Source organism: Candidatus Neomarinimicrobiota bacterium (genome assembly GCA_021157965.1).
GTDB lineage: Bacteria > Fidelibacterota > Fidelibacteria > Fidelibacterales > Fidelibacteraceae > Fidelibacter.
Map to the genome: position 1 here is coordinate 40,218 of JAGGVO010000059.1, position 13,795 is coordinate 54,012.

The following is a 13,795-nucleotide window of genomic DNA, read 5'->3' on the forward strand; positions in this document are numbered from 1 at the left end:
ATATTTTAATTAAAAAGATGTTTCATTAGATTTCTTCATGTTTGATCCTGAAAGCATTCTGAAAGTCATGTGTGTTGAAGGGATGGGGCCACGGCTTTTTAGGACTCTCATAGAGCGATGGAAAACGCCCGAGGCAATCCTTTCTAATTTGGAAGGTGAAGAGGACACACTGCCTGGCCAGATTATTCATTCCGTCCGGAAAAGAAACCATGAAAAGTTTTATGATATGCATCAGCAATGGATGAAAAAAAGTGGTGCAAAGATCATATCCTATGAAGATCCTGTATATCCGGACATATTGAAACATATATATGATCCGCCGCCGGTTCTGACCTGTTTAGGTAAATGGGATTCGTCAGACCGGAATGCCCTTGCCATTGTCGGGACCCGTCATCCTGATGTTTACGGTAAGCGGATCACCCGGGAACTGGCCCAGGCTGCCGTGGATTTGAATATCACTGTTGTCAGTGGTTTGGCAAAAGGTGTGGATTCCATTGCCCATTACACGGCGGTCCGCGCTAAAAAAAGAACCATTGCCGTATTGGGAACGCCGCCGCATATTATTTACCCGGCAGAAAACAAAGCTTTAGCCCGTCAGATTTGGCAAAACGGAGTTGTGTTGTCGGAATTTATCGTGGGGCATAAAACCACACCGGGGTGTTTTGTCCGGAGAAACCGCCTGATCAGCGGATTATGCAGGGGTGTTATTGTTACCCAGGCCGGAGATTCCAGCGGTGCCCTTGCCACAGCCTATAGTGCCAATGAACAAAATCGCGAGGTGTTTGCTGTTCCGGGCAATGTTTTATCAGGTCATCATGAAGGATGTCACCGGCTTATAAAAAGCGGAGCAAAACTGGTGGAAAGATTCGAGGATATTTTGGATGAACTTCCAGTCTTGAAATCCAAAGCATCCCAAATGAATCTCCTCGTGGAAGCTGCAGAAATGAAAAATATGACGGATACAGGCAAAGCCATTATGGATTGCTTAAGCCGTGAACCGGTCCACGTGGATCAAATCCTTGAAAAAACCCGACTAAATCATGGAAAATTGATGAGTGTTCTTCTTCAATTGGAATTAAAAGGATATATTCAACAATTACCGGGTAAATTTTATATCCGGAAAATATAGGGAAGAGATGTCATGATATCACGACGAAAAACCCGTCTTGTACATGTTGGCAGTGTTGGGATTGGTGGTGATTCGCCCATTTCGGTTCAGAGTATGGTGAATACCCTTACAACCAATATAGACGAAACAGTATTTCAAATACACCGCCTTGAAGAAGCGGGATGTGCTCTTGTGCGTGTAACGGTCCCGGACAAAGCCTCAGCAAAAGCTTTACCTGCCATTTTGAAACGCATTTCCATTCCACTGGTGGCTGATATCCATTTTGATTATCATTTGGCCCTTATGGCTGTAGATGCCGGTGTACAAAAAATCCGGATAAATCCCGGAAATATCGGATCCGGAAAACGAATCCGGGAAGTCCTGAGGGCGTGTGAATCGGCAAAAATCCCCATCCGGATTGGAGTAAATTCCGGTTCCCTTGAACGGGAGATTATGGAGAAATATGGTGAACCCACAGCCCGGGGGATGGTTGAAAGCGGTGAAAAACATCTGAAGATTTGTTATGACTATGGATTTAAGGATGTGATTGTAGCCCTGAAATCATCGAATGTTTCCATGATGATTGAAGCAAACCGCTTATTTGCCGGGAAATATGATGTCCCCCTGCATCTGGGTGTTACAGAAGCGGGACCTAAGGGAAGTGGAACAATCAAATCGGCCGTTGGCATAGGAACCCTTTTGGCGGAAGGTATTGGAGATACTCTCCGGGTATCCCTCTCTTCCGATCCTCTGGATGAAGTAAAAGCCGGTTATCAGATCTTAAAAGCGTTGGGACTTCAACGGCAGGGTGTTAATCTCATCAGTTGTCCGACCTGTGGCCGGATGAGTTTTGATCTTGTCCACATAGCATCTGAAATAGAAGCCCGCACATCACATATTAAAGATGCGATAAAAGTTGCAATCATGGGCTGTGTGGTAAACGGTCCGGGTGAAGCCCGTGAAGCGGATATCGGAATAGCAGGTCTTGGCAGGGGGAAAGCCAGACTCTTCATTAAAGGAATTGAAAATGAAATAATTGATGAAGAGGATATTATACCCCGTGTGTTAGACGAAATTGATCAGTTGATCAATGATGATATGCGTTGACGGACTTCATATTCGATACGAAGTGCTTTTTCTTCATCTCCGGTATGACGATATAAGTCGGATAATTTAACAAGCTGACGCAGTGTGTTGCTGTGTGTTTTTCCCCATAATGCTTCGCTGGTATTTACTGCCAGGATTTGGTAACTGACGGCTTTGAGTGGTTCATTCAATATCAGACTTAATTCCGATAATCCACTGTAAATTTTCTCCAGTTCCGGTGTATACACACCTGTTGTCGGGTCTAAAAGTCTTAAAGCCGATTCATAATGGTTTCGGGCCGTGAGGACCGCTTTTTGTCCGCGCATGTTCCTGGCAGCAATCATGAGGAGTCTTGCCTGTTTCTGATTGGAAACTTCCTGCCCGTTTCGTGCAATTTCTAATCCCAGCTCAGCCGTTTGACGGCCCAAATGATATTCTCCCAGGTGAAAATAGACGGTTGACAGCAGATAGAGAGGATCCACCAACCGTGGAGAGGTGCTGCCGTAATGATTTTCCAGGATTCTGACAGCCCATTGGATATAATTCAGGGCGCTTTCATATTTTTCATACGACGTATAATATACAGCCTGATCAAAATAGAGCATTCCCAATTTGTCTGGTGCTAAATCCCCTTCATGTTTATGGATTTTCAGGTATTCCAGTAATTCGGCATTCATGGCAAGGGCTCCCCGGATATCATTCAGCCGGTGCAAAAAACGGCTGTAATCCCTGTAAATTGGATAAACCTGTTGAATATCTGCCCGGTCTGAATTCCGAATCAGGGACAGGCACCGGGAGTAAAAATGATCGGCAGTCTCATGCTTCTTCAATTGATCATTGATGGATGCCAGCAAATAGAGAGATTGTAAAATTCTGTATTGATCCACATCTTTAAAATGCCTTGTGGCGTTTAGAGAAACCGAAGCATTATGTAATGCTTCCTGATACCGGTTTTGACGGTATAATATCTGTCCGCGGGCATAGGATTCATCCCAGGATTCACGGGTATCACATCCGAACATAAGAAAAAGCAAAGTAAAAACGGTGAATCTACGTATCAGACTGTATTGTGTGTTTACCATACCAAAATCCGGTAAATGTAATGGGTTCCGGGATTTGTCTTCATTGTTGAAATTTTCCTGAAAAGGATAGCCCCGGAAAGACAGTGTTTTTTATCCATAGGAACTGGTTCATGTGTGTAACTTTCAAAACAGGTTTTTTGCTGTTATATTTTAACCAATTTATTTACATTCATCACTATGAAAAACGAACGTAAAAAACCGGAAATAATTGAACGGATGGGGTTAACCCGGAAAAACCTGGCTATTTTTACTGCGGGTATTGTCAGCATTATTTTGGGCTATCTTTTCCTGGCCACCGGTAAAACCAATGATGTGTGGTCTCTGACTGTCGGCCCGGTTTTGCTGGTTCTGGGATATGTTGTGCTCCTGCCTATTGCCCTTGCCTTTAAGGATAAAAGGCACCTTCCGGGGAAATAACTTTTTTCATGAAAAGAATCCGTTTTTACTGACACTACGGGTTCTTTTTATGTTATCCCGTTTTTTTAGGGACAAATGGGTAAGACTGATTTTGTCAAAACGTTCAGGATGCCGAATCAGATGGAACAGGAAACTGAAAATTCATGTCTCAATCACAGCAAAAAAAGGCCATATTGTTCGATTTTGACGGGGTCGTTGTCAATTCCGAACAAATATATGAAGAATATACCCGGGATCGTTTTTTGCAGTATGGTATCCAGATTCCCCCGTCTGAATGGTCTCTCTTTAAGGGAATCAGTACGGATGTATTTTTCCAATTGGTGAAAAGCCGCTTCCTGCCTGATATTGATATTCAGGAGCTCAAGGATGAGTGGCAGGTTGGTTTGCGTGAAACCATGCGGAAAAAACTGGCTTATACACCCTATTTTTGTCATTTTTACCAGAAAATTTCTTCCTATTTTAAAACAGCACTTGTGACATCCTCTAAGCGGGAAATGATAGACTGGATTTTTCAGAACACCCTGATTGAAAATGTCTTTTCCCTCATTATCACGTCAGATGATGTGAAAAATACGAAACCTCATGCAGAACCTTATTTGAGAGCATCAGAAAAACTCGGGGTAGCCATTCAGGACTGTATTGTGATTGAAGACAGCCTTCGGGGAATAAAAAGCGGGAAAGAATCCGGTGCTTTTGTTATTGCTATCACTACAACTCATTCCCGTTATGAAATACAGGATGCCGATTTGGTGATTGATTCATGGAACGATCTGAATCTGGAAAAATTATGGACTATATGACAGATCAGACAATTGTTCTGACAGGTGATTTGGTTATCCTGACGAATCCTGACGACAGTCATGCCTCTTTCTTTTATGAGCTTGCCTCGAATGAACAACTGAGGTATTACAGTTCTGACGAACCTTTTCAAAAACTGGAACCGGAAGAGTTTATCTACTATTATTTAACCCGCCTGATGTCGGCAACCAGGCACTATTTGCCCTTTGTTGTTATGGACAAAGATACCGGGCATCCAGTCGGGCAGATTCATGCAGGCCGGATTGATTGCGACAACAAGAACTGCATGATCGGCTTTGAAATTCATCCCCGGTACCAGCAGCGCGGTTATGGAAGCGATGCGGTGGAAACCATTCTGGATTATCTCTTTTTCGATTTGAAACTCCACCGTGTTGGAGCTGAAGTTTACGAATACAATATTGCCAGCCGGAAAGTTCTGGAGAAGCTCGGATTTTCCCGGGAAGGCAAACTGACAGAATGGCTTTACAGAAAGGAGAAATACTGGGATAAACTCCTCTATGGTATTCTCCGGCATGAATGGATAAATTCTGTTAATGATGAATAATAAGCTGTCCAGATATCTATTTTCATTCGATCGCCGTTTATGGATTCTCATGCTTGGCTGGTTTATCAGTTCTTTGGGATTTGGTGCGGTTGTCCCCTTTGTAAGTATCTACTTTCACACTGAACTGGGTGTCCCCATGAGTCTCATCGGCTCTTTTTTTCTGATTGCGGCGGTTTTACGGAGCAGTTCTCAAATTATAGGTGGTGAGTTATCGGACCGGATCGGAAGGCGTCGTTTGTTGATTATATCCCAGGTAAATCGGGCGGCGGTTTTTATTGCTACAGGTGTGGCCATCGCTCTCCAGGCAGGATTCTGGGTGATTGCCGGAATATTAATGATGAATTACTTGCTCTCATCCTATTTTCAGCCTGTAGCAAGTGCCATGATTGTGGACCTGGTTCCAAAAGAAAAAAGGGTGGAAGGGTACTCCGTGCTCAGGACAGCAGGCAATGCCGGCTGGGGAACAGGCCCTGCCATTGGTGGATTTTTGGCTTATTACGGTTATGAGTACCTTTTTTATTTTTGCGGTATCAGTGCGCTGATCTCAGGTATCCTTATCTGGACTTTTGTCGGTGAAACTTTTCGGAAATCCGAAACTTCATCTACAGAATCTTTCATGGCCTCTTTCAGCGTCCTGAAGAATAATCCGACATTCAACATTTTTATGATATCCATACTACTCCTTTTCCTCACAATGGGACAGCTGGTTTCGACACTTTCGGTCTATATGAGCAAGATTCTGGAATTTTCTTCCCGGAATATCGGCTGGGTTTATACCTATAATGCTCTGCTTGTCATTCTTTTCCAGATTCCTGTCAGCCGAATGATCCGGAAAATCAATATGTTCAAACTCATGATCGTCGCTTCGTTTCTTTATTTTATAGCTTATGCCCTGATGGGCTGGGTCCACACCTATTCGATGATCCTGCTGATGATTACAATTATTACAACCGGTGAAATTATTGGTGTCCCTACGGGAAACACAATTGTCAGTTATATGTCTCCCGAAGGAAAACACGGCCGATATCAGGGCATATACAGTCTGGCGACAACGCTGGGCTGGTCTGTAGGCCCCTTTATCGGCGGTGTTAGCATGGATTTACTCCGGGATTCCAGAGTTTTGTGGTTTGTTCTATCCCTTTTCAGTTTTATGGCTATCTGGGGATTCTTATGGCTAAAAAGACATGAAAAAGCCTGCTGCGGGTCTGCTGAACCGTTATAACATTTCAAATTTATGTTCCGGATCCCGAACCGTTAAAACCGGTACCGGTGATTTTCGAACCACTTTTTCTGTTGTTGATCCGAATAAAATATGTGAAATGCCTGTCAATCCGTGGGTTGACATGATAATGATATCAAATTTCTCCTCTTTGACACAGCGGATAATTTCTTCAAAGGACCGTCCATACCGGATGATAGGTGTCGCTTTTATCTTATCCGGAATTTTGTCCCGGATGATTTTATTCAGGGATTCCTGAGCGTATTCTCTGGACTTTTTTTCCAATTCTGCAATATCATAACTCTCCCAGGTGAAATCAGTTGGTACAATGATTGGTTCAATGACGTGCAGAAGACCGATTTCAGCTTTGAATTTTCCGGCAAATTCCACAGCATAAGTCAGGGCATAGCGGGCGTAATCGGAAAAATCAGTTGTTAAAAGGATTTTTTTTATTTTCATGTTTATGTCCTCCTTTTAAAATTATAATATTAATAATTCTCTTTTAAATCAACACGGAGTTTACAGAATAATAAAAACACCCCGGCCGGAGAATGGTCGGGGTGCTTTTGAGAACGAAATGAAATAAATCACTTCGTCAGAATTCACGCATGTTTTTCCGGATATTCAAAGCCTGTTTTAAACGCTTTTTGATTAACATCATGAAATGCTTTGTTTTTCAGAATCAGGGGAAGAGCCCAACAGATATAATTATCACTCAGGATCTTCTTTTTAAGATTTGCATAGATTCCCAGGACTATCATATTTGCGGCTTTTGTACTTCCAAGTTTATCTGCTATTTCAGTCGCCGGCAAGCCGATCACCGTCACATCATCCCGGGAGGGAGGTGTGTCTATCAGTCCACTATCGTATATAATCGTCCCGCCACTCACTACATCATTTTCAAATTTATCGAGTGAAGGCTTATTCATGGCGATTAGAGTTGTTGGATTAGCAACCAGAGGGGCTCCGATTCGTTTATCGGAGATTTTTACGCTGCAATTAGCTGTTCCTCCCCGCATTTCAGGACCGTAGCTGGGGAGCCAGCTGACTTCGTATTGATGGCCCATGGCAACGTTGGCAATGACGTATCCCAAACTCAGAACTCCCTGACCGCCAAATCCGGCAATTTTCAATTCCTCATGAAAATTTGTTTTTTCCGGTGTGGGAACAGCATCTTCCTTTTCGGAAAAATGACTGATATCCATCAATTTGTGGTAATCTTTGGGAGAGGGGTTCTCCTGTTTGATTATGATGGGTTCCCGTTCTTCGATGACATCTTTGAAAACCCCGGGGACGAAGTATTTAGACAAAACTGAATCAATCCAGTTTTTAGCTTCCTGGGGCGTCATTTTCCATCCGGTGGGACATCCTGACAGGACTTCCACAAAAGAAAAGCCCTTATGGTCGATTTGGGCTTTCAGGGCTTTTCTGACAGCCTTCCGGGTTTTGGCAATATTCCTGGCATCGGTCAGCATGCAGCGTTCAACATAGACTGGTGCTTCAAGGGTGGCGATGATTTCGGACATCCGGAGAGGAAATCCTTCACTGTTACTGTTTCTGCCATAAGGGGTGGTTGTTGTTTTCTGTCCAATCAATGTAGTCGGCGCCATCTGCCCCCCGGTCATTCCATAAATCGCATTGTTGATGAAAAAGACGGTCATGGCTTCACCCCGGTTTGCCGCCTGGATGATTTCATTGGCACCGATGGCCGCCAGATCACCATCTCCCTGATACGAAATAAGAATGGAATCCGGGTTTGCCCGCTTGTAACCTGTCCCGACCGCCGGCGCCCGGCCATGGGCACTCTGAATGTTACCTGTATCAAAATAGTAATATGCAAAAACAGAACATCCTACAGGACTTACAACCACTGTTTTATCCTGGATACCGAAATCGGAAACAGCTTCGGCAATAAGTTTATGGAGAATTCCATGACCACAGCCCGGACAATAGTGGGTTGATTTTAATTCCGAACCCCCTTTTCGGGCAAAGGTGTCGTAAAAGGTCTCGGGTTTCTGCAGAACTTTATTGTGTTGAGTTGTCATAATTGCCTCATATTTTTCATAATTTCCGCACTGATCTCTTTTATTGTGGGAAGATTTCCACCCATCCTTCCATAAAAGAGGACAGGTTTCCGTCCGTTAACGGCTAACTTCACATCATCCACCATCTGTCCGTTATTCAGTTCGAAGACGTTAAAGAAGCGTACGTTCTTTTTTGATGCATAAGCAGCTATGATTTTTTTGGGAAAGGGGAAGAGGGTGATGGGTCGGATCAATCCCACAGGAATACCTTCCGCCCTCAATTCGTCCACTACAGATTGAAGCAGGCGGCTTACAATCCCAAACCCCAAAAGAAGTATTTCCGCATCATCACTCCGGTACTCTTCACACCGAACCTCTTTTTCCTCGATGATGGCATATTTTTTCTGAAGCTTCTGATTATGAAGTTCCAGCCGGTCCGGATCGAGTTCAATGGAAGAGATCAGGTTTTCACGGGTTTCTGCCGTGGCTTTTACAGCCCAGTCTTTTTTGGGGAATGAGGTCACCGGCTGGGGAAATTCAACAGGTTCCATCATTTGACCGATAGTCCCGTCTGCCATGACCACGGTGGGATTCCGGTATTTATCGGCCAGTTCAAATGCCAGCATGGTAAGATCGCACATTTCCTGAGCACTGTTGGGAGCCAGAACGATCAATTTGTAATTCCCGTGACCGCCCCCTTTGACAATCTGATTGTAATCCCCCTGTTCCGGTGCAATATTTCCGAGTCCTGGTCCACCCCGGGTGATATCTACAATAACACAGGGCAATTCAGAACCGGCCAGATATGAGATGCCTTCCATCTTCAGGCTGATGCCCGGACTGGAACTGGCGGTCATACACCGGATTCCGCTGGAAGCGGCTCCGTAAACCATATTGACAGCTCCGATTTCACTCTCAGCCTGAAGGAAGGTGCCCCCGACCTTCGGGAACAACAGAGCCGATCCTTCGGCAATTTCACTGGCAGGTGTAATGGGATATCCGAAATAATTCCGGCATCCTGCAAGCAATGCTCCTCTTACAACGGCATCGTTTCCTTTTATGAGTACTTTTTTCATTGAAACCTCACGATATGGGATTTAAACATTCGGTACAAAGAACGATATCTTTTCCATTCTTTGCGTGATATACTTTTGTCTCTTTTTTACAAACCGGACATACGGCTTTTTCCGGCCAGGTATCCCAGCCTTTAAAGACAGTAATTGCTCCCGGTTCAGGACAGGTGTAATAACAAATTCCACATCCCGTACACCCTTCTCCGGTGTAAGTTGCCGGTTTGTATCCCATGTGGTTCAGTTTTTCGGCCAGTTTGAGCACGTGAACCGGACAGGCTTCTATACATAACTGACAACCCTTACATTCTGATGTTTTAATGATCACATGGCCTTTTGATACGCTCATTTTATCTCCTTAGGTTTAGACGTTGAGACGTTTAGACGTTGAGACGTTCAGAGGTTGAGACGTTGAGACGATTAGACGTTTAGAGGTTGAGACGTTTAGAGGTTGAGACGTTTAGACGTTCAGAGGTTGAGAGGTTGAGAGGTTTATGGGTTCATAGGTCTCTTATCCCCGTCTTTTCCTCTCCCGGTCTCACCGTTTCTCACTCATATCCTCAAATTCCTCTCCCACGCGGCTTTTTCGAGTTTTTCCCGGAATTTTGGATGGGCAATGTTGATCAGGGCTCTTGCCCGTTCCCGGAATGATTTGCCGTGTACATAAGCCACGCCGTATTCCGTGACGATATAGTGGACATCAGCACGGGTTGTGGTGACGGATGCCCCCTGTTTCAGAAAAGGGACAATTCGGCTGATTTCTCCACATTTGGCTGTTGATGTCAGGGCAAGGATTGCTTTACCGCCGGGACTCATTTTTGCCCCGCGAAAAAAATCCACCTGACCGCCGATCCCACTATAATTCATGGTTCCGATGCTGTCCGAACAAATCTGTCCCGTTATATCAACTTCAATCGCTGAATTAATAGACACCATTTTCGGGTTTTGGGCAATAACACGGGGATCGTTGATATATTCCTGAACATGGAATTCAACCAGGGGGTTGTCATCGATAAAATCAAAAAGACGCCGCGTACCCAGGACAAATCCGGCAGTCATTTTCCCCCTGTGAATCGTTTTTTGTGAGTTGTTGATGATACCTTTCTCAACCAGTTCAATTACTCCGTCGGAAAACATTTCGGTGTGAATACCCAGGTTCTTTTTATCATGAAGGTGATTCAAAACCGCATCGGGTATTCCGCCGATACCCGTCTGCATGGTGGCGCCGTCATCGATGAGTTCAGAAATATACTGTCCGATTTTAGAGAATTCCTCTGTGGCAACAGCCTTGGGCATCTCATGGATCTCTGCATCGGCTTCTACAATGAAATCCAGTTCATCTATATGGATAAAATTGTCTCCATGAACCCGCGGCATCCGGGAATTTACCTGGGCTATAACAATATCGGCTGTTTTTGTAACAGCCCGGGTGTGATCCAGGGACACTCCAAAACTGCAGAAACCATGCCGGTCCGGAGGTGATACCTGAATCAGGGCCACATTCACTTTTATTTGTCCGGACCAAAACAGACCGGACACTTCATGCAGAAAAATGGGGACAAAATCACCACGGCCTTCCTTGATTGCCTGCCGGGTGTTGGCTCCGGAAAATAAACTCAGGGTTCTGAAGTGCCCCTCCATTTCCGGCTTGGTATAGGCGGCTTTACCGAAGGTCAATATATGGGCCATGGTTACATTTTCCAGTTCAGGGGCACGAGCCACAAGAGCATCAATCAGATGTTCCGGGACGGCACAGTTCGAATGAACATAAACAGTATCACCCGATTTTACGACTTTTACAGCATCTTCTGCCGTTGTAATTTTTGCTTTATAACGTGTCTTCCAAGTCATGGGCTCTCCGAAAGCATATTGTGTTTAGGGTTTGAACATGAGAAATCAGATATCATAATAGCTTCAAATTTCATGCCAAAAATTCATTCGGGATAAATGCTTCTGTTTACGGCTTTCATCAAGATATCCACAAACAGAAAATTCTCAAAAATGATAAAAACACACGCATGGTTAAGAATGGTTTTCCAACTTCAGGAATGATCTTCAGGGGAAATGAATCCCAGAGATTTTTGATTATCCCGGTCCATATAGATATGAAAGTATTGTGCCGGAAAACATCGGGGGATTTGATAGACTTTTAGTACGTGTTTAAACCGTTCATAGGCCGGCGCCAACTTTCCCAGTATGTTGTCACAGGTTTTGAAAACGTCGGGATTAAAATAGGTGCTGCTTAAATCGGGATACAAGGGCATATAAAAAATATTTGCTTCAACCAGATCCTGAAAAAAGTGGGTTCCGTAGGAGACTTCCGGTGTGTAACCGCCGGATTCCCGGGCAATTTCAAAAATCATTTTGGTTTTATTGATATCCGAGTACCGTGCCGGGATTCCCAGTTTGATATTACTGCTTCCCCATCGTCCGGGGCCCAGAAGGATGAAACGTTTTTCTTCCAGAAGCCGGTTTATTTTGCTGATGACCCGTGCCAGGAGTGTCTTGTCATTATCCGGGATTTTATTATAATCCAGGGGATCACAATAGATGATATATTCAATGTTTTTCAATACACCGCATGGCACATCCCGTTCAGTCCGAAAGAAAATCTTTTTTTCGGGTACATTGTCCGGTAATTGAATCTTCTTTTCCTCCAGCCTGTGAGCCAGAGGACGGCACTGAAGAAGGTAGAATTTTTTGTTTGCGTAAGCAAATTCCAGATCTACGGGGCAGTTGTAGGCTTTTTCAAGTTTTTTCAGTATACGGCTGATGAGTTTGGGAAATTTCTTGTTTTTCAGCAGATTGTTGAAAGTGATCACCGGTTGGCCATCTTCCTGATATGAAATGTTTCCGATGGGATCCGTTATATGATTGTCTTTGAAAGTGCTGATAATTTTTGAAAGTTCGGGAGTTTTGATTTTATCCAGGATTTCATCCAGGGTCATTGTAACAAAGGTATTGGATTTCAGGTCAATCACATCCACTTTTTTCTGAGAGTAAAATTTGATTTCCCGGGGTGTGGCTTCAGGTCTGAGCAGTGGTTTTGTGAGTCCGATCATTCGGGGATAATCACTCACACGGTCCACCGCCCGGGTGCCCATGCCGAAAACAAGGCGGACTAAACCGTCTTCATATTTAAGCTGTTTGGTCCACCGGTATTCATTCCGCCCAAAAGCGACTCCGGCCCAGAGAGGCATGAAATAATCTCCAAACCGCTCACCCACTACCTTTTGAATCAGGATGGCGACACTCTCAAAATAATCCAGCAGGTCGTGTTCTTTCCGGTATTCCAGCGGATCTGGTCCGAGTCCTGAACTGTACACTTCTCCAATAGCTGCGATTAAAGCTGAAAGCCGATCATCCAAAGATCCCTGATTGGCCAGAAAAATGCTGTCGTATTTCCCCGAAAAAGAGGTTCCGAAGTTATCTTCCAGCAGGGAACTGCTCCGGACAATAAGGGGGACTTCTCCGATTTTTTCCAGCAGATGCCTTAACTGCCGTTTAATGGCAGGTTGAAAATCAGCATTTTTAAAAAGTTCACGGATAAGGGGATATTCATCTTGGATTTCATCAATGTTCTTGTATTTCTGGTTTTGATATTCCACCAATCCGTTATATGCCAGAAAATCTTCAAAAACATCGGTTCGCAGGTAATAGGATTCGGGGACATGAACATTTTTCTTAAAATACTCATAATCCGTATCTCCGGAATATTCATCTGTCAGGATTTTATAAGCAAGAATGAGTCCGGCCGCTTTACCACCGATTTTTCCTGTCCCCGTTTCCGACCCCAGGGTTCGTTTGATGATGGGATCAAGGTCTGTAATCCGGATATGTTTGCGGGCAATACGAATAAACTGCAGATTGTCACTGATAAAATTTTTCAGCAAGGCCACACGAATACCCGTTGCCATGGACAGAGGAATGGGCTCTGCCTCCGGGAGATTGCAGAATTCGTGGACCTTTTCCGCTAGAAGCCAGAACGAGACTCCCGGAAGGTTGGCGATATTTTCCAGGGCAAAGGCTTTTTCCGTCTTTGCCACGTAATTCACAATCCGGTCAATTTCTTCGATAGAAAAATTCTCTGAAGCATGTTTGATGACCATTTTCCGGATGTATTCTTTTTCCTTTTTTCCCCACTGGTGTACTTTGCCTGCATTGGGATTATACTTTTTCTTTTCACCGACACCGGGAAAGGAGCCCGCCATTTCACGGCTGTGCTGATATATTTTATCGATGGAAACAATTTTACGGTTGTGAAGCTGAATCAGGAGGTTCTGGATGATTTTTTCCGTCATATTGGGGTGTTTTTGAAAGACGTTTTTCAGATGTTCATAGGTTTTATTTTTCACAGCTTCCTCATCTTCTTTCTGTAATATAACGATAATCCGGTCATGAAAAACAGGTGTAAAAAAAAGAGGGT

13 protein-coding genes are annotated in these 13,795 nt (G+C 44.2%); 6 read left to right on the plus strand and 7 right to left on the minus strand.

All coding sequences use genetic code 11. The features are described from left to right. Nucleotides 1–37: 37 nt before the first annotated feature. Entirely contained in the window at nucleotides 38–1,129 is a 1,092-nt protein-coding gene (gene dprA / locus J7K63_09630) for a DNA-processing protein DprA (GenBank protein ID MCD6235279.1), read from the plus strand. A 15-nt stretch (nucleotides 1,130–1,144) separates the two neighbouring features. Continuing rightward, entirely contained in the window at nucleotides 1,145–2,215 is a 1,071-nt protein-coding gene (gene ispG / locus J7K63_09635; protein MCD6235280.1) for a flavodoxin-dependent (E)-4-hydroxy-3-methylbut-2-enyl-diphosphate synthase, read from the plus strand. Here ispG and J7K63_09640 read toward each other — a convergent pair. Further along, nucleotides 2,188–3,276, minus strand: a complete 1,089-nt coding sequence (locus J7K63_09640) for a hypothetical protein (GenBank protein MCD6235281.1) — start codon at nucleotides 3,274–3,276, stop codon at nucleotides 2,188–2,190. The genes ispG and J7K63_09640 overlap by 28 nt on opposite strands. 177 nt (nucleotides 3,277–3,453) lie before the next feature. Between J7K63_09640 and J7K63_09645 the strand changes: the two genes are divergently transcribed. The 4 genes from J7K63_09645 (at nucleotide 3,454) to J7K63_09660 (ending at nucleotide 6,278) form a co-directional block, all read left to right on the plus strand. Further along, complete coding sequence (locus J7K63_09645; GenBank protein MCD6235282.1) at nucleotides 3,454–3,693, plus strand: hypothetical protein; 240 nt, start codon at nucleotides 3,454–3,456, stop codon at nucleotides 3,691–3,693. A gap of 143 nt (nucleotides 3,694–3,836) precedes the next feature. Beyond that, the gene (locus J7K63_09650; GenBank protein MCD6235283.1) at nucleotides 3,837–4,493 is read left to right on the plus strand and encodes an HAD family phosphatase; all 657 of its coding nucleotides are present in this window, start codon (nucleotides 3,837–3,839) and stop codon (nucleotides 4,491–4,493) included. Next, nucleotides 4,481–5,056, plus strand: coding sequence for a GNAT family N-acetyltransferase (locus tag J7K63_09655; GenBank protein ID MCD6235284.1), 576 nt, complete (start codon nucleotides 4,481–4,483; stop codon nucleotides 5,054–5,056). Before J7K63_09650 ends, J7K63_09655 begins: the two co-directional genes overlap by 13 nt. Then, on the plus strand, nucleotides 5,049–6,278 hold the full coding sequence (locus tag J7K63_09660; protein ID MCD6235285.1) for an MFS transporter: 1,230 nt from the start codon (nucleotides 5,049–5,051) through the stop codon (nucleotides 6,276–6,278). The genes J7K63_09655 and J7K63_09660 overlap by 8 nt, the downstream gene beginning before the upstream one ends. Here J7K63_09660 and J7K63_09665 read toward each other — a convergent pair. The 6 genes from J7K63_09665 to J7K63_09690 form a co-directional block, all read right to left on the minus strand. After that, a complete protein-coding gene (locus J7K63_09665; protein ID MCD6235286.1) occupies nucleotides 6,273–6,734 on the minus strand; it encodes a universal stress protein in 462 nt (153 codons plus the stop codon). The two genes, J7K63_09660 and J7K63_09665, sit on opposite strands and share 6 nt — an antisense overlap. A 143-nt stretch (nucleotides 6,735–6,877) precedes the next feature. Then, on the minus strand, nucleotides 6,878–8,320 hold the full coding sequence (locus J7K63_09670) for a 2-oxoacid:acceptor oxidoreductase family protein (protein ID MCD6235287.1): 1,443 nt from the start codon (nucleotides 8,318–8,320) through the stop codon (nucleotides 6,878–6,880). Further along, a complete protein-coding gene (locus J7K63_09675; protein MCD6235288.1) occupies nucleotides 8,317–9,375 on the minus strand; it encodes a 3-methyl-2-oxobutanoate dehydrogenase subunit VorB in 1,059 nt (352 codons plus the stop codon). The genes J7K63_09670 and J7K63_09675 overlap by 4 nt, the downstream gene beginning before the upstream one ends. Nucleotides 9,376–9,382: 7 nt before the next feature. Further along, complete coding sequence (locus tag J7K63_09680) at nucleotides 9,383–9,718, minus strand: 4Fe-4S dicluster domain-containing protein (protein MCD6235289.1); 336 nt, start codon at nucleotides 9,716–9,718, stop codon at nucleotides 9,383–9,385. Between the two features lie 203 nt (nucleotides 9,719–9,921). Beyond that, nucleotides 9,922–11,220 (minus strand): acetyl-CoA hydrolase/transferase family protein, encoded by a 1,299-nt coding sequence (locus J7K63_09685; GenBank protein ID MCD6235290.1) that lies wholly within the window; start codon nucleotides 11,218–11,220, stop codon nucleotides 9,922–9,924. A 191-nt stretch (nucleotides 11,221–11,411) separates the two neighbouring features. Continuing rightward, the gene (locus J7K63_09690) at nucleotides 11,412–13,724 is read right to left on the minus strand and encodes a PEP/pyruvate-binding domain-containing protein (GenBank protein MCD6235291.1); all 2,313 of its coding nucleotides are present in this window, start codon (nucleotides 13,722–13,724) and stop codon (nucleotides 11,412–11,414) included. Nucleotides 13,725–13,795 lie beyond the last annotated feature (71 nt).

Bases quoted from the DNA above. Each gene is read 5' to 3' on its own strand.
- J7K63_09650 (MCD6235283.1), top strand. From the start codon at position 3,837: ATGTCTCAATCACAGCAAAAAAAGGCCATATTGTTCGATTTTGACGGG.
- J7K63_09640 (MCD6235281.1), bottom strand. From the start codon at position 3,276: ATGGTAAACACACAATACAGTCTGATACGTAGATTCACCGTTTTTACT.
- J7K63_09685 (MCD6235290.1), bottom strand. From the start codon at position 11,220: ATGACTTGGAAGACACGTTATAAAGCAAAAATTACAACGGCAGAAGAT.
- dprA (MCD6235279.1), top strand. From the start codon at position 38: ATGTTTGATCCTGAAAGCATTCTGAAAGTCATGTGTGTTGAAGGGATG.
- J7K63_09675 (MCD6235288.1), bottom strand. From the start codon at position 9,375: ATGAAAAAAGTACTCATAAAAGGAAACGATGCCGTTGTAAGAGGAGCA.
- J7K63_09680 (MCD6235289.1), bottom strand. From the start codon at position 9,718: ATGAGCGTATCAAAAGGCCATGTGATCATTAAAACATCAGAATGTAAG.
- J7K63_09645 (MCD6235282.1), top strand. From the start codon at position 3,454: ATGAAAAACGAACGTAAAAAACCGGAAATAATTGAACGGATGGGGTTA.
- J7K63_09660 (MCD6235285.1), top strand. From the start codon at position 5,049: ATGAATAATAAGCTGTCCAGATATCTATTTTCATTCGATCGCCGTTTA.
- J7K63_09655 (MCD6235284.1), top strand. From the start codon at position 4,481: ATGGACTATATGACAGATCAGACAATTGTTCTGACAGGTGATTTGGTT.
- J7K63_09665 (MCD6235286.1), bottom strand. From the start codon at position 6,734: ATGAAAATAAAAAAAATCCTTTTAACAACTGATTTTTCCGATTACGCC.
- J7K63_09670 (MCD6235287.1), bottom strand. From the start codon at position 8,320: ATGACAACTCAACACAATAAAGTTCTGCAGAAACCCGAGACCTTTTAC.